This is a genomic window from Bacillus sp. SDLI1 (genome assembly GCF_001553895.1).
Taxonomy (GTDB): domain Bacteria; phylum Bacillota; class Bacilli; order Bacillales; family Bacillaceae; genus Bacillus; species Bacillus siamensis.
In genome coordinates, this window is record NZ_CP013950.1 from 318,417 (window position 1) to 335,912 (window position 17,496).

The 17,496-nt window shown below is 44.6% G+C and carries 6 protein-coding genes and 1 pseudogene; 5 read left to right on the forward strand and 2 right to left on the reverse strand.

Annotation, left to right across the window (positions count from 1 at the left end; translation table 11 throughout):
- The first annotated feature begins 19 nt into the window (after positions 1 to 19).
- The 5 genes from bamC (at position 20) to AUL54_RS01530 (ending at position 14,592) form a co-directional block, all read left to right on the forward strand.
- Positions 20 to 7,879: a bacillomycin D non-ribosomal peptide synthetase BamC gene (bamC, locus tag AUL54_RS01505; RefSeq protein WP_060962667.1), complete on the forward strand. Its 7,860-nt coding sequence runs from the start codon at positions 20 to 22 to the stop codon at positions 7,877 to 7,879.
- Positions 7,880 to 8,051: 172 nt separating this feature from the next.
- Entirely contained in the window at positions 8,052 to 9,590 is a 1,539-nt protein-coding gene (locus AUL54_RS01510; RefSeq protein ID WP_060965036.1) for a glycoside hydrolase family 43 protein, read from the forward strand.
- A 77-nt stretch (positions 9,591 to 9,667) separates the two neighbouring features.
- The gene (locus AUL54_RS01515; protein WP_060962668.1) at positions 9,668 to 10,939 is read left to right on the forward strand and encodes a glucuronoarabinoxylan endo-1,4-beta-xylanase XynC; all 1,272 of its coding nucleotides are present in this window, start codon (positions 9,668 to 9,670) and stop codon (positions 10,937 to 10,939) included.
- A 410-nt stretch (positions 10,940 to 11,349) separates the two neighbouring features.
- Complete coding sequence (locus AUL54_RS01525) at positions 11,350 to 12,849, forward strand: cellulase family glycosylhydrolase (protein WP_060962670.1); 1,500 nt, start codon at positions 11,350 to 11,352, stop codon at positions 12,847 to 12,849.
- A gap of 606 nt (positions 12,850 to 13,455) precedes the next feature.
- Positions 13,456 to 14,592 (forward strand): alpha/beta hydrolase, encoded by a 1,137-nt coding sequence (locus AUL54_RS01530; protein ID WP_060962671.1) that lies wholly within the window; start codon positions 13,456 to 13,458, stop codon positions 14,590 to 14,592.
- A gap of 670 nt (positions 14,593 to 15,262) precedes the next feature.
- On the opposite strand, the pseudogene AUL54_RS01535 reads toward AUL54_RS01530, so the two are convergent.
- Positions 15,263 to 16,893, reverse strand: a pseudogene (locus AUL54_RS01535) (YndJ family transporter).
- The gene (locus tag AUL54_RS01540; protein WP_060962672.1) at positions 16,887 to 17,495 is read right to left on the reverse strand and encodes a DUF4166 domain-containing protein; all 609 of its coding nucleotides are present in this window, start codon (positions 17,493 to 17,495) and stop codon (positions 16,887 to 16,889) included. Before AUL54_RS01540 ends, AUL54_RS01535 begins: the two are co-directional and overlap by 7 nt.
- Position 17,496 lies beyond the last annotated feature (1 nt).

The following is a 17,496-nucleotide window of genomic DNA, read 5'->3' on the forward strand; positions in this document are numbered from 1 at the left end:
ACTTACTGGAGGGATATTAATGTCAGAATTTAAGCAACAGGAGTTGTTCTGGAGCAGCATGTTCGATGCGGAAGATCGTCCCAGTGCAATCCCTTCGTTTCAAATGTCGGACTCAACAATAGAGCAAGATGCGCCGAGTGCACCCAACTGTATTCACAGTTCATTGAGCTCAGATGTATCCCTGCGCATCATGAAGATGACGAATAAATCGCCAATGGCCGTTTATATGGTTCTCCTGATCGGAATCGAATGTCTTTTGTACAAATATACGGGGGAAGAGGACGTTATAGTAGGTGTTCCTACCTTTGAAGACGAAGCCGATGAAGACCTTCGTTTAGATCAAGTCATGTTAATCAAACAAAACATAAATGCGGACAGCACATTTAAATCCATATTTAATGAATTCAAGCATACGCTGAACGGAGCCATCTTAAATCAGCACGTTCCTTTCGATAAAATGGCCGGTCCATTAAATCTGAACTACGATTCAAATCATTTGCCAATGATCCATACGATCGTATCACTAGATCAGCTTCACCCCATTCGTTTTATAGAAACGGCTGCTGCTGATACGTTATTTCAGTTTTCCATAGAAAATAATTCGATTCATTTAAAGTTAACTTTTAATGAACAAGCTTATGATCGCCAGTATATGATGCAAGTGATCGAACATGTAAACCGGATTTTTTCGAGCTTGTTATTCCAACCCGACCTTATGATCCGCCAGCTTCATATTTTGTCAGACTCAGAGACAAATAAACTCATCGCCTATAATCAAACGGCTGCCGAGTATCCAAGAGAAAAAACGATTCATCAGTTTTTGGAGGAACAAGCGGAACGTACTCCTGATCAAACAGCTGTTGTATACGAGGATAGCCGGCTGACGTACCGGGAATTGAATGAAAAGGCGAATCAACTCGCTCGGACGCTGCGATCTGAAGGCGTGCAGCCGGATCAGCCTGTTGGGATTATGGCCGAACGCTCCCTGGATATGATTGTAGGGATCTTTGGGATCTTGAAAGCCGGCGGGGCGTATGTACCGATTGACCCGGGCTATCCGGAGGAACGGGTTCGATACATATTGGAGGATTCGGATACGAAGTTGTTACTCGTGCAGAATCATTTGCGAGAGAGAGTACCTTTTACGGGGAAAGTGCTGGATATGAAAGATCCGCAAAACTTTTGTGAAGACGGGTCGAATATAGAGCCTGCTGCTGGTCCGGATCATCTGGCCTATGTTATTTATACATCAGGCTCAACAGGCAAGCCGAAAGGGGTTATGGTTGAGCATCGATCAGTCATCAATCGGCTGGTGTGGATGCAGGAAAAATACCCTCTGGATGAGCGGGATGCGATTATGCAAAAAACTGCGATCACCTTTGATGTATCAGTGTGGGAACTGTTCTGGTGGACGATGTCGGGTTCTAAACTGGTGCTGCTGCCAAGCGGAGGAGAAAAGAATCCCGAACTTATTTTAGATACAATTGCACAAAAAGGTGTCAGCACAATGCATTTTGTACCGGCAATGCTGCATGCCTTCCTGGAATCCATGGATCAGAAGCCAAGCGGGATGTTGAAACAAAAATTAGCGTCATTAAGACATGTGTTTGCAAGCGGCGAAGCTCTGAAGCCTGTACATGTCGCAGGCTTCAAACGCATCATCACCTCGGTGAGCCAGGCTCAAATCATCAACTTGTACGGACCGACTGAGGCAACAATTGATGTATCATACTTTGAATGCCAGGCGGAAGAAACGTATGCGTCGATTCCGATAGGCAAACCGATTTCCAACATTCAATTGTATATATTACACGCCGATTTGGAACATATGCAGCCGACCGGTGTGGCGGGAGAACTGTGCATAGCTGGCGTTGGGCTTGCAAGGGGCTACTTGAATCGTCCCGAACTGACGGCAGAGAAGTTTGTAAACCACCCGTTTGCGGGAGGAGAACGGATATACCGGACGGGAGACTTGGCAAGGTGGCTGCCGGACGGCAATATCGAGTATTTGGGCCGGATTGATCACCAGGTGAAAATCCGCGGTTACCGCATTGAAATCGGCGAAGTTGAGGGCGCTTTTTTTCAGCTGCCGGCGATCAAAGAAGCCATCGTTATCGCCCGGGAAATCGATGGGGAAACATCCTTATGCGCCTATTATACCGCACAACATGCTTTAACTGCAGGCGAGCTCCGTGAAGAGCTGTCCCGGCAGCTTCCATCCTATATGATACCTGCTTATTTCGTTCAGCTGGAAGAGATGCCGCTTACTTTCAACGGTAAAATAGACCGAAAAGCCCTTCCTTCTCCAAGAGAGAATCTTACAGGTATGAACTATGAACCTCCGCGCACAGAACTGGAAAAAATACTGGCCGCGGTATGGGAGTCGGTCTTAGGCTTAGAACGGGTCGGAATCTCAGATCATTTCTTCGAATTGGGGGGCGATTCCATTAAGTCGATTCAAGTGTCCTCAAAATTATACCAAGCCGGATATACGTTTGAAATCAAACACTTGTTTAAATATCCAACGATCTCCGAGCTTGTTCCATACGTAGAGCCGGTCACCCGAATCGCAGAACAAGGAGAAATCAAAGGACGGTCGCTGCTGACACCGATTCAGCATTGGTTTTTTGCCCAGAAATACCCGGAATTACACCATTATAATCAAGCCGTTATGCTTTATTGGAAAGAGGGACTGGATGAATCGAAGCTTCGGGACGTCATGAAGAAGATCACAGAGCATCACGATGCTTTGCGCATGGTCTATGTTCCGGAAGAAGATGGATACGAAGCCCGAAATCGGGGGATCGATGAAGGTGATCTGTTCAGCCTTGAAGTGATCTCATTACGCGAAGAAAAAAATGTGTCCCAGACGATAGAAACCATCTCCAATGAGATTCAGCAATCCATTCATTTAGCTGAAGGACCGCTCATGAAACTGGGATTGTTTCAGTGTCAAGAGGGAGATCATTTGCTGATTGCGGTTCATCATCTGGTCATCGACGGCGTATCGTGGAGGATTTTACTTGAGGATATAGCGGCAGCTTATGAGCAGCTTCAAAACGGCGAAGCGATCCGGCTTCCGAAGAAAACGGACTCTTACCTGTTATGGGCTGAACAGTTGAATCGTTATGCAGAAAGTCAGGAATTCGAAGCGGAAAATCAATACTGGTTCAGGCAGAAACATAATCCGCAGCATACATTGCCAAAGGACAATGAACGGGAGACCGGTCTGGCCAAAGACCGGGAAACGGTCATCGTTCAATGGACCGTTGAGGAAACCGAACGGTTATTAAAAAACGCTCACCGGGCTTATTCGACCGAAATGAACGATTTATTACTGACCGGTCTGGGAATTGCTATTCATCGTTGGACCGGATATGAAGACATTCTCATTCATCTCGAAGGACACGGCAGAGAGTCTGTCATTCCGGAAATCGATATTTCGCGTACGGTGGGATGGTTCACAAGCCTATATCCGGTTTCGCTTCAAATCAAAGCTGATCAGGATATCTCGCAGCGGATTAAAACAGTAAAAGAAAATTTGCGTCAGATCCCCCAAAAAGGAATAGGTTATGGCCTGATCAAATATTTGACCGATCATCCGAAGGCTCATGAATGGATCAGACATCCGGAAATACGTTTCAATTATTTGGGGCAATTTGATCAAGATGTCCGGAACGGCAAGATGGAGGTATCCCCTTACTCAAGCGGGAAAACAGCCAGTGACAATCGCCCCTTGACCTATACACTTGATATCAACGGGATGATTTCAGACGGCCGATTGTCGCTGGCCATCAGCTATTGCGGTAAACAATATCAAAGAGAAACAATGGAAGCCTGTGCCGATCTCTTAAAAAGCAGCCTGCAGCAAGTCATCGCACATTGCGATGCTCAAGATCAAATTCACCTGACGCCAAGCGATATTTCGTTAAAAGGTATAACGATCGGTGAACTGGATCAATTTGTGCAAGAAACGCGGCATCTCGGTAACATTGAAAATATATACCCATTAACCCCGATGCAGAAAGGAATGTTGTTCCACAGCTTGATCGATTCGGCTTCCGAAGCTTACTTTGAACAAGCCGCTTTTGATCTGAAAGGTTTCTTGGATATCGATGCATTCAGGATGAGTTTGGCGCATCTGGCCGAAAAATATGATATTCTTCGGACTCTTTTTTATACAGAATGGAAAGATCAGCCTTTACAGATCGTATTCCGGCAAAAGCCGATTGAAACGGCCGTTGAAGATATTCGCAGCATGAACAGTCATCAACGCAGCGAGTTTATTGCCGATTTTGCAAGAAGAGATAAGGAGCGGGGATTCAATCTCACCCGGGATGCTTTAATGCGCGTATCGATCCTGCGGACAGAGGAAGACCAAGCGCGATTGATATGGAGCTTTCATCATATTTTGATGGATGGCTGGTGTTTGCCTCTTGTTACGAAAGAAGTGTTTGAAACCTATTATGCGATACTCGAGCAAAGGCAGCCGAAGCGGGGAGCCGTCACTCCATACAGCCGATATATCGAATGGCTGGATCAACAAGATCACAACGAGGCATCAGCTTATTGGCGTAATTACTTGGAAGGTTATGAAGGGCAAACTGTTTTGCTACAAGAACAATCTTCCAGCCAGGCGAAAGGATACGAAAAAGGAGAGCTTGCGTTTCGTTTAGGAAAGCGGCTCACAGACGAAATCAAACGGGCCGCAAGCCGCCAGCAAGTCACCGTCAATACATGGATACAAACCGCATGGGGCTTATTGCTGCAAAGATATAACGGGAGTCAGGATGTCGTCTTCGGCACGGTCGTATCCGGCAGGCCGGCAGAAATTCCGGGAATTGAAGCCATGGTCGGTTTATTTATCAATACCATTCCCGTACGTATTCATACGCATCCTGAAATGACAGCTGCACAAGTATTGAAAATGAACCAGGAGCGGGCACTGGCTTCTCAAGCATATGATACATTTCCGTTGTATGACATTCAGGCTCAAACTGAGCAAAAGCAGCAGTTGATCAATCATATTATGGTATTTGAGAATTACCCGGTCGATAAACAAATAGAACATATGAAGCAGGATGATAATGCATTAGACATTCTCGATTTTCATATGGAAGAACATACTCATTATGATTTTACTTTCATCGTGATGCCGGATGGAGAAATTGAAATTCGTTTTGTATACAATCGCGATGTTTACGATCAACCAAGTGTCGAACGGATGCAGATGCATTTCATGCAAATCATGAAGCAAATGGCGGACGATCAGGAAATTCGCGTTCAAGACCTTGATATAGTAACAGCGGATGAGCGATCACTTCTGATAGACAAGTTCAACGATACGGCGGCTGAGTATCCAAGGGATAAGACGATTCATCAATTATTTGAAGAACAAGCGGAGCGGACGCCGGAGCACACGGCGATTGTTTTTGAAGATAAGGAGCTGACGTATCGGCTATTGAATGAACGCGCCAATCAGCTGGCCCGAACCTTGGTTGCCAAAGGACTTCAGGCTGAGGAACTTGTCGGCATTATGGCGGAACGTTCACCGGAGATGGTGATAGGCATCCTCGCTATTTTGAAAGCGGGAGGCGTTTACGTACCGATCGATCCGGATTATCCGAAGGAACGCATCCATTATATGCTGGAGGATTCTAATGTCTCTATCTTATTATTGCAAAATCATCTTCTGAAAGGTACCGATTATCAAAGTCATACTATCTTCCTTGACGATCCTTCATCATACGGCGCCGAAGCATCTAATCTCAATCTGAAAGTGATGCCAAATCAATTAGCCTACGTCATTTATACATCAGGAACAACCGGGAATCCGAAAGGCACGCTCATTGAACATAAAAATGTGGTTCGTCTGTTATTTAATAACAAAAACGTTTTTGATTTCAACGCATCGGACACATGGGCTTTGTTTCATTCCTTCTGCTTTGATTTTTCAGTGTGGGAAATCTACGGAGCGCTGCTGTATGGAGGCAAATTAGTGATTGTTCCGAAACAAATAGCAAAAAACCCGGAAAGGTATTTGCAATTGTTAAAATCGGAAGCTGTGACCATTTTAAATCAAACGCCAAGTTATTTCTATCAACTGATGCAGGAGGAGAGAGCAGATCCCAAGTCCAATTTAAACATCCGAAAAATCATATTTGGCGGAGAGGCGTTAAATCCATCCTTCTTGAAAGACTGGAAGCTTAAATATCCTTTCACGCAACTAATCAATATGTACGGCATCACCGAAACCACCGTTCATGTCACATATAAAGAAATCACGGAACGGGAAATCAACGAGGGCAAAAGCAACATCGGACAACCTATTCCTACTCTGCAAGCGTATATTTTGGACGAATATCAACGCATTCAGGTAATGGGCATACCGGGCGAGCTTTATGTTGCAGGAGAGGGACTGGCCAGAGGATATTTGAACCGCCCGGAATTAACGGCCGAGAAATTTGTTGAACACCCGTTTGCCGCAGGCGAAAAAATGTACAAAACGGGAGATGTCGCCCGATGGCTTCCCGACGGCAATATCGAGTATTTGGGAAGAATTGATCATCAGGTGAAAATCCGGGGCTACCGGATTGAAATTGGCGAAGTCGAAGCGGCTTTATTGCAACTGGAATCTGTCAAAGAAGCGGTCGTCATCGCGATTGAAGAAGAGGGCTCAAAGCAGCTGTGCGCCTACTTGTCCGGAGACGAGCCATTAAATACGGCGGAGCTGAAGCGTCATATGCTGAACAAACTGCCCGCTTATATGATACCGGCTTATTTTGTACAAATAGAGAAGATGCCGATAACCGCTAACGGGAAAATCGATCGAAAAGCTTTGCCGGCTCCTGAGGGAAATAGGCTCACCGGAACCGAATACGAAGCGCCCGGAACGTTAATTGAAAAGCAGCTGGCCGAGATATGGGTGAACATTTTAGCTCACAGTGATCCGGGAATTAAAGATAACTTTTTTGACGTTGGCGGCCATTCGCTCAAAGTGTTGCAAGTGATTCATCAAATCAACGACCGTATGGGAATAAAAATGCATTATCAAGCCGTCTACGATTTTCCTACCATCGAAACAATGGCACGCGCCATTCAAGCGGCAGTTTTCGAGTCCAAGACGGATAACGTATTCGTCAAGATGAATCAGAACGGTTCAACCCCTGTGTTCTGTTTCCCGCCTTTAATCGGGTACGGGCTGGTCTATAATGAAATGGCGAAAAGACTTGACGGCCGCTGCACCGTCTATGCCGCTGATTTCTTAGAAGAGACGTCTTACGAGAAAGAGATCGTTGACCGGTATGCAGAAAGCATGATAGACATTCAGGAACAAGGGCCTTTTGTTTTACTTGGTTACTCCTCGGGGTCGAATTTGGCTTTTGAGGTTGCCAAAGCCTTAGAGAAGCGCGGGCGCATCGTATCGGACATTATGATGCTTGATTCAAAAAGAGCCGTTTCGGTGAATGATTTTTCGGAAGAGGAAACCGAAGAGATCATTCATCGGAATCTGGATATCATTCCGGATTATTATAGAGAATTATTAACCATTCCTTCCATTAAGGATAAAATCAGAAGCTTCCTTACGTATCACAATAAACTGATCAATTCCGGCGCGGTGAACGCCAACATACATCATTTGTTGTGTGGCGAGTTGACCGATAGAGGATGGACGCAATCAACCGCACAGCATTACCTTGAGTACAAATTAAAAGGAGACCATGTGACGATCTTTGACCCTCACAATATTGAAGAAAATACAGATACAATTCGATCTATTATCAAAAGGATTGAAGAACGGCATCATCACGGACTTGTTCTTGAAGAACAACTGTCAATGGGATCGTTTGCTGGCGACACGAAGTTTGACAACATGTAAATGATCCAGGGCAAAATGCCGCTGACTGCAATCGGCGGCATTTTTCATAAAAGAGGGTCAGATATTTGCAACGTTTTCACTCTAAAAAAATCATTCATTTTACGCATTCTTCATGACCTGTTGTTATCATATTTTTTAAAAGCCTAATATGCGGAAACAGGAGGGTGTTAAGCTGATGAAAAAGTGCAGCGTATGTTTATTGATTCTTGCTTTATTATTGAGTTGTTTACCTGGGGAATATGCGAATGCTGTAAGCACTCCAATTGCAAAACATGCAGGGAATTCAAATCCGCTTATAGACCATCATCTGGGCGCAGATCCGTTTGCACTGACTTATAACGGAAGAGTCTACATCTATATGTCAAGTGATGATTATGAATATAACAGCAACGGAACGATTAAGGATAATTCATTTGCCAATTTGAATAGAGTATTCGTCATATCTTCAGCGGATATGGTGAACTGGACAGACCACGGAGCCATTCCGGTAGCAGGTGCCTATGGCGCTAATGGCGGCCGGGGAATCGCAAAGTGGGCAGGTGCGTCCTGGGCTCCGTCAGCCGCCGTTAAAAAGATAAATGGCAAGGACAAATTCTTCCTTTATTTCGCAAACAGCGGGGGAGGTATCGGGGTTCTCACCGCAGACAGCCCGACCGGTCCGTGGACAGATCCGATCGGAAAACCGCTGGTGACGCCAAGTACACCAGGAATGTCCGGCGTTGTATGGCTTTTTGATCCGGCAGTATTCGTAGATGACGACGGTACCGGTTACCTGTATGCCGGCGGAGGCATCCCTGGAGGTTCAAATCCGACGCAGGAGCAATGGGCAAACCCTAAAACAGCAAGAGTCATGAAATTAGGGCCTGATATGACCAGTGTTGTGGGAAGTGCATCTACGATCGATGCGCCTTTCATGTTTGAAGATTCGGGAATGCACAAATATAACGGGACATATTACTATTCCTATTGCATCAATTTCAGCGGCGCGCACCCGGCCGATAAACCCCCAGGTGAGATCGGCTACATGACCAGCTCAAGTCCCATGGGTCCCTTTACATATAGAGGGCACTTCCTGAAAAATCCGGGTGCATTTTTCGGAGGCGGCGGAAACAACCATCATGCCGTTTTCAATTTTAAAAACGAGTGGTACACGGTGTATCATACTCAAACTGTCAGCTCCGCTCTGTTTGGGGCCGGCAAAGGATACCGTTCTCCCCATATTAATAAGCTTGTGCATAATCCAGACGGATCGATTCAAGAGGTGGCGGCAAATTATACAGGCGTAAAACAGCTTTCTAACTTGAATCCATACAACCGGGTAGAAGCTGAAACGTTTGCCTGGAATGGACGGATTTTGACCGAGAATTCCTCTGCACCCGGCGGGCCGTTCAATAATCAACATGTCACAAACATTCATAACGGAGACTGGATTGCTGTAGGAAATGCAGACTTCGGGTCAGGCGGTGCCAGAACGTTTAAAGCAAATGTAGCATCCGCTCTTGGCGGGAAAATAGAAGTGCGTCTCGATAGTCCAACCGGTAAGCTTGCGGGAACACTGAATGTCCCTTCCACAGGCGGAACACAAAATTGGAGAGAAATAGAAACTGCGGTAAGCGGCGCAGCAGGTGTGCACAACGTATTCTTTGTATTTACCGGAACAGGTTCAGGAAACTTGTTTAATTTTGATTATTGGCAATTTACGCAAAGATAACATCAGTTTTGTGATATAAAAGCAGGACAGAACACATTTTTCTAATACGGTAAAAGACAGATAAAGGAGAGGAAAAAATGATGTCGAGCGTAAAAAAAACAATTTGTCTATTATTAGTATGTTTCACTACGCTGTCAGTAATGTTAATGGGCCCAGGCGCTGCTGAGGTGTTGGCGGCAAATGATGTAACAGTTAACATTTCCGCAGAAAGACAAGTGATTCGCGGTTTTGGAGGGATGAACCACCCGGCTTGGGTTGGAGATTTAACAGCTGCTCAAAGAGAAACTGCTTTTGGCAATGGACAGAACCAGTTAGGCTTTTCGATCTTAAGAATTCATGTAGATGAAAATAGAAATAACTGGTACAAAGAAGTAGAGACTGCAAAGAGTGCGATCAAACATGGAGCAATCGTTTTCGCTTCCCCTTGGAATCCGCCAAACGATATGGTCGAGACTTTCAATCATAATGGTGACACATCAGCTAAGCGGCTGAGATACGATAAGTATGCCGCATACGCGCAGCATCTTAACGATTTCGTTACCTTCATGAAGAGTAATGGTGTGAATCTGTATGCGATTTCCATCCAAAACGAGCCTGATTACGCTCACGAGTGGACGTGGTGGACGCCGCAAGAAATACTTCGCTTTATGAGAGAAAACGCCGGCTCGATCAATGCCCGCGTCGTTGCGCCTGAATCATTTCAATACTTAAAGAATTTGTCGGACCCGATCTTGAACGATCCTCAGGCTCTTGCCAATATGGATATTCTCGGAACCCACCTGTACGGGACTCAGGTCAGTCAATTCCCTTATCCTCTTTTTAAACAAAAAGGAGCGGGGAAAGACCTTTGGATGACGGAAGTATACTATCCGAACAGTGATAACAACTCGGCGGATCGATGGCCCGAGGCCTTGGATGTTTCGCAACATATTCACAGTTCGATGGTAGAAGGGGATTTTCAAGCTTATGTTTGGTGGTACATCCGAAGATCATATGGTCCTATGAAAGAAGATGGCACGATCAGCAAACGAGGCTACAATATGGCTCATTTCTCAAAGTTTGTGCGCCCTGGATATGTAAGGATTGATGCAACGAAAAACCCTAATCCGAATGTTTACGTGTCAGCCTATAAAGGTGACAACAAAGTCGTGATTGTCGCCATTAACAAAACCAATACAGGGGTCAACCAAAACTTTGTGTTGCAGAACGGATCTGCTTCTGGGGTGTCCAGATGGATCACGAGCAGCAGCAGCAATCTTCAGCCTGGAACGGATCTCAAAGTAACGGACAATCACTTTTGGGCTCATCTGCCGGCTCAAAGCGTGACAACATTTGTTGTTAAGCGTTAAAAGCATCTGATAGACCATAGCAATAAGCCAATTTTCTGACTCCAAAAAGAAAATTGGCTTATTTTCTGTGGAGAGAGGGAGAAATGTTGATTTTTTTACTATTCACGAAAATCATAAGATTCAATGCCATATTGAGACTCATCACATTTAGCGTATCTACGTTGGAAATAAATTTAATTTTTCGATTCGATTGAAAAATGACGTGTAAAGTCCCGATTCCGTCCAGTTTTCTTTGTTCTATATATGTCAGGTGTATCTTATTCAATAGGGATAGAGCAAATTGACAGGCTTTTAAACCTCCCAAAAACAAGAAATTAGGTTGATAGACAATCATGAGAAAGATTTTTACAATGAGTTCGTGCTCATAAGAAGTGAGAGCCAAAATGATGTGAAGGAGGAAAAGATCAGATATGAAACGGTCAATCTCTATTTTTATTTCGTGTTTATTGATTGCGGTATTGACAATGAGCGGCATGCTGGCTTCGCCGGCATCTGCAGCAGGGACAAAAACGCCAGCAGCCAAGAATGGTCAGCTTAGCATAAAAGGGACACAGCTCGTAAACCGAGACGGCAAAGCGGTACAGCTGAAAGGGATCAGTTCACACGGATTGCAATGGTATGGCGATTTCGTCAATAAAGACAGCTTAAAATGGCTGAGAGACGATTGGGGCATCACCGTTTTCCGCGCGGCGATGTATACGGCAGATGGCGGTTATATTGACAACCCGTCCGTGAAAAATAAAGTGAAAGAAGCGGTTGAAGCGGCAAAAGAGCTTGGGATATATGTCATCATTGACTGGCATATCTTAAATGACGGCAATCCAAACCAAAATAAAGAGAAGGCGAAAGAATTTTTCAAGGAAATGTCAAGTCTTTACGGAAACACGCCAAACGTCATTTATGAAATTGCAAATGAACCAAACGGCGATGTGAACTGGAAGCGGGATATTAAACCGTATGCGGAAGAAGTGATTTCCGTTATCCGCAAAAATGACCCAGACAATCCCATCATTGTAGGTACCGGTACATGGAGCCAGGATGTGAATGATGCAGCCGATGATCAGCTAAAAGATGCAAACGTCATGTACGCGCTTCATTTTTATGCCGGCACACACGGCCAATCTTTACGGGATAAAGCAAACTATGCACTCAGTAAAGGAGCGCCTATTTTCGTGACGGAATGGGGAACAAGCGACGCGTCTGGAAATGGCGGTGTATTCCTTGACCAGTCGCGGGAATGGCTGAATTATCTCGACAGCAAGAACATCAGCTGGGTGAACTGGAATCTTTCTGATAAGCAGGAATCATCCTCAGCGTTAAAGCCGGGAGCATCTAAAACAGGCGGCTGGCCGCTTGCAGATTTAACTCCTTCAGGAACATTCGTAAGAGAAAACATTCGCGGCAACAAAGATTCAACGAAAGAACGCCCTGAAACGCCGGCACAAGATAACCCCGCACAGGAAAACGGCATTTCTGTACAATACAAAGCAGGGGATGGGGGTGTGAACAGCAACCAAATCCGCCCGCAGCTTCACATAAAAAATAACGGCAATACCAAGGTTGATTTAAAAGATGTCACTGCCCGTTACTGGTATAACGCGAAAAACAAAGGCCAAAACTTTGACTGTGACTACGCGCAGATTGGATGCGGCAATCTGACCCACAAGTTTGTGACGCTGCATAAACCTAAGCAAGGTGCAGATACCTATCTGGAACTGGGGTTTAAAAAAGGAACGCTGTCACCGGGAGCAAGCACAGGGAATATTCAGCTTCGTCTTCACAACGATGACTGGAGCAATTATGCACAAAGCGGCGATTATTCCTTTTTCCAATCAAATACGTTTAAAACAACGAAAAAAATCACATTATATCATCAAGGAAAACTGATTTGGGGAACAGAACCCAATTAGTTAGCTTTAGGCGGACATCAGCAACACGATGTCCGCTTTTATGATCTTAAAAACAGCAATACAAAGAAGTTTACGTGGCGGATGAAACTCTGAAACAGTCTATAGGCCTGTACAAATGCACATATGGAGATATGACGAAAAAGGTCGTTGCGGCTGAATTGAAAAGCCCTTGTACATGTATAAGGCCCGTGTGTAACGACACAATTATATGTTCTGAAAATCCTTATTTTATAGGGATTTTTTTATTGTTGGATATACAATTTTCCCTTACTGGCTTATTTGGCAACGTTAATGGCATTGTGACCGAACCGCCGAATGATTTGGAAATCAAACTCACTGAAACAGTTTGCATATATCTGCATGTGTGCCGAAATGAGGGCTGATGGATATCTCCGGCCTGATATTGACGCCTAGGCTATACCATAAGATTAGCAAGTACTTTGCTGACTTTATGTATCATGGGCTGCTTGAATATCATAAATATTCTGAATTTTTAGCAATCTCAAGAAAGCAAAGGAGTAGATATGACTCACTGAACATAGGATGTAGTATTCAAAGTATGTATTTCACATTCGCCACTTTTATTCATTAAGGGGGAACAAGAGAATGAAAACTTATGACGCATTTCCAAAACCAATTGGCGGCTATACTGTCGGCCGAACCCAGATGGATTTTGAGTACACGGCATCAGATCACTCAAAAAGAGAACTGACGGCGTTTGTGTACTATCCGTCCGACAGCAGCGAAGGAAAGACTACATCAACGTACATGTTTCCTGAAGTCTGCGAAATGCTTGATGAGCAGCCACTTCTCACTGCGTTGAAGGATGTTTTTTCGATAGATATCAAGACCCAATGTTATGACGACCTTGCTCTCTCCGGGAAAGAAAAGCGTTATCCGGTGTTATTCTATGTTTGCGGCGGAGGCGGTTCTCCGGAATGGGGCACAGTGATCTGTACAGACTTGGCAAGCATGGGATATGTGGCGGTAAGCATCGGCCATCAGAATAGCACAATGTATAAGCGTAAAGATGGGTGCCTGTTTAATGTATCAAAGGATTTTTCGGATGTCATTTTGGCGTTTTCTGAAGATCCGGAAATGCTGGCGTTGGCTGGTAAGATGGAGATGCGGCCAGACGATGAAACAGCCATTGAAATGTGCCATAACGTGCTTTCACTGCCGATACTTGACAAGTTAACAGTGTATAGTGAATTACAGGCGGAAGATGTAAGGTATGCAGCCGATTATCTTTACAAACTGGACTCTGGAGAGCTGAATTCCATCTTTAAGGACAGATTGCTGCTTGACATCGGCATGGGCATAGTCGGACATTCTTATGGAGGGCCTGCGACGGCGATTGTTTGCCGGGACGACGACCGGTTCACCTGCGGGATTGGCCTGGATAGCGGTGCATTCGGCCTTCTCGACAGCGACCTTAAAAAACCCTTTTTGCTGCTGTTTTGTGAACCGAACTATAACATGAATGCGATAATTGGCGCTAACAATAGCATGGAAACCTATTATTTCTCAGTTGATCGTGCTGCGCATTTAGATTACTGCGACAACGTGTTTACCAGTGTGAATGCGGAACTCAGAGGCGAACGGGATGCTATGGAGATGCGGAATCTTGTTACAGGCTATACGAAGAACTTTTTTGATCATTACATACTGCAGAAGGCTGCAAGTGTGGAAAGTCTGGCATACGATGGCGTGGAATTGATCAAGAAGACCGGCATCAAGTGACATAACCGATTAAAATACTCAAACCGAAAAACCTTTATGACCAATTTAATTTATTAAGGACGTAGAGGTTTTTTAATAGTACACTGCAAAAAGGGAGTGCTGTTAGAATGGATCGATTATATTCTCTTCATAATTTCTAGTTTACATAATATATATTCTAGGAAGTTAAATAAAGAGATGAATTTCCTGTCTCATAAACTAAGTATACTTTAGTCAATGAGACAGAAAAGAAATGTATAGCAAAATAACCGTATATACCGTTTGCGCTTATTATTATTCATCTGTCACGCACAAATTTAATTCTGGTTGATACAGCTGAATCAAACTTAACGCTGCAAAAGTAATTTTTATTATCCAATCAACACACAAATAAAAAATTCATGTCTGGTAATACTTTTCTGCACTTTCCTTGCTCATTTCCGAAGATTTTTTGCACTGGCTCTCCACACAGTGAAAGTATAATAGTTGTCACCCGATTGCTGCGCGAAATAAAATCCGGCTCTGAGCTCCAGCTCCAAATATATTGAACCCCAAGCAGTTTCAAATAAGTCGGCAAATGACGAATGTTGAGTACAACACAATTACGACAGCGCTTCCATTTCATAATTTCACGATATTTCTATATTTACATGATAAATAAGCCGTCTTGAACAGACGGCTTTACAGCTTGTTATTTGCTTTGCTTACCTGCGGATGTGTGAGTGATCCGATACTGCACAGTTAAAAACTTCAGGCCGAACAGCCACATATGATGAACGGCCTTCAAGCTTGTTTCGCTCCGGGCTGCAATAAGAAATGTCTCTGCCAGAGGAAGATGGCATGCCCCCCATTTCGTCTGCAGATAAATCCCTTCATCACCCGCTCCGCTTTTTCGGCGTCTGCTCGTCAAAACAAGATTCTGCTTATGTGTATAAGGTTTTAAAATGCCCGTCATTTGGCCATACGGCAGCGGGAGAGAAATATTCATGTATCCCCCTCCCCTTTTGACCTGTACGCTGAATACAGCGCAGTAAAAACGGTTTCCTGCTTGTCATTTGTTCTGATCCACGCCCGGACATTTTTTCTGCCGTCTCTGTCAGAATCGACTCCTTTCATACTAGAGTGCATGGTATACCAATCCGGATTCATTGACAGGTGGATCTGCCCCGCTCTTCTGCTGAACGGCTCGTACATGCGCGCGAACGGACGAAACCATCCGCTCCACGTCACTTTTGCCTTGATGTCATAATCGATTGTCTCTTCATAAAAGGAAATAACGGCCGGAGCCAGGTTTTCAGTTGAAAAGTCTTCAGAATGCAGTTCTCTCATCTGATCCTGAATGCCGGTATAATGGATTTCATTTGCTGCATGAATGTCAGTCAAAAAATCTTTGCCTATCGTTCCCTTCCCGTAAATTCGGCTGAACGTTCTTTCACTGTTCTCATCGAACGGTCTCGGATTTTCCAACCTCCACCCCGCCAAAGCCGGCAGAATAACACCGAATGCATTGACTGCTCCGTGAATCCAAATCATCTGACTGATCGTGAGCGTTGCCTCCTCGCGGCAGACACCGAACGAATATATTAAAGAAAAAGCAATTGTAATCATTAACACAGCCGAAGAACTCCTGATCAAGAACCTGCCTGTTTTCACAGCAAACGGCGCCTTAAAGATGAGATACACATTAACATACAGACCCGTCAGATACAGAGCGACAGCAATCACATCAAGTGTCTTTGAAAATGTAATCCCCAGGGCGATAAGGATCGGCGAAATCAGGAGGATGACCGTGCTCAGCCTGTAAAGAACGCGGTTCTCCCGCAGGATTCTGCCGAGCAATCCGTTAAAGATCGGAATGAGAAAAGCCGAATAGTGAAAGTGCACCGCCGTCAGCAGCACGATAAGCGGACCGAAATCCATGATAGGAATCTTAAGGATATATGCAAAAAACCAAAATCCGCCGCCGGCCAAATAAATGAAACCCATCATAACAGACATCTCTTCCGTTCTGTGGATATTTGTTTTCATCAGCCGCCATACAGCATACAGTGCAAGTCCAAGCGTATAAATGAGCCAGACAAAGGCAAAAAAGCTGAAGTCTGTAATCAGCGCAAGCACTGCACATAAAGCGGCAATGGGATAACACCGTAATAGCACATTCTCTAAGGTCTTTGACGGCCGAAACGCAAAGCGGAATACAGCAGGAACGAAAAATAGTACGGATAATAAAACAAACGTCTCAGCAGCTGATATATGCGGTGCTTCAGCCGCCGCAAAACCCAAAAAGCAAAATGCGCCTACCATGAGATGACGCTTCAGCATGTTTCTCCCTCTGTTTCCCGGAAAGTCCCCCGGTAAGAGAAAATTGTGCCGAGTATCCGATTTTCCACATGAACCTTTATGCTGAAGCGATTCATTTCCTCATCATAAGCCTCATAAACGGTTGAACTGCTGCACAGCCAAGCCGGAAGCAGGATTTTCTTTCCGCCTATCAGGAGCCACTGCTTTCCGGATGTAATAACAAGCCCTCCGTCTGAAGACGCTTCTAAATGCAGTTCAGACAGCAGAATGTGAGGTTTGCCGAAGTAATCAAGAATTCTGTTTTCCCGCTCGTCATATTCCATGACCGCATCAAAAAAACGTGTTTTGCCTTTAAAGAAAAAGATGCGGTTCCACTCCACACCATTTTGCCTGTTTTTGTTCTCAATGGTGAAAGGGATATCTGTTCCCCTCTCTGAGAAAAAACATCTGAAAAAAACGCCTGTCTTTAAAAGCATTCTGACAAACAACGAGCCTCCCTTAATTTCTGACATAACCCCTTCTCCGCAAAACGTGTGTGATCCGGCAAGCTTGTACCGTTTCTGCAGCATCGGATGCAGGAATTGATAATGAATAATCGCTTTTTCATACATTGAATCCGTCATT

Excerpts from the sequence above, each read along its gene's own strand:
- AUL54_RS01530 (WP_060962671.1), top strand. The coding sequence starts at position 13,456 with ATGAAAACTTATGACGCATTTCCAAAACCAATTGGCGGCTATACTGTC.
- bamC (WP_060962667.1), top strand. The coding sequence starts at position 20 with ATGTCAGAATTTAAGCAACAGGAGTTGTTCTGGAGCAGCATGTTCGAT.
- AUL54_RS01540 (WP_060962672.1), bottom strand. The coding sequence starts at position 17,495 with ATGACGGATTCAATGTATGAAAAAGCGATTATTCATTATCAATTCCTG.
- AUL54_RS01515 (WP_060962668.1), top strand. The coding sequence starts at position 9,668 with ATGATGTCGAGCGTAAAAAAAACAATTTGTCTATTATTAGTATGTTTC.
- AUL54_RS01525 (WP_060962670.1), top strand. The coding sequence starts at position 11,350 with ATGAAACGGTCAATCTCTATTTTTATTTCGTGTTTATTGATTGCGGTA.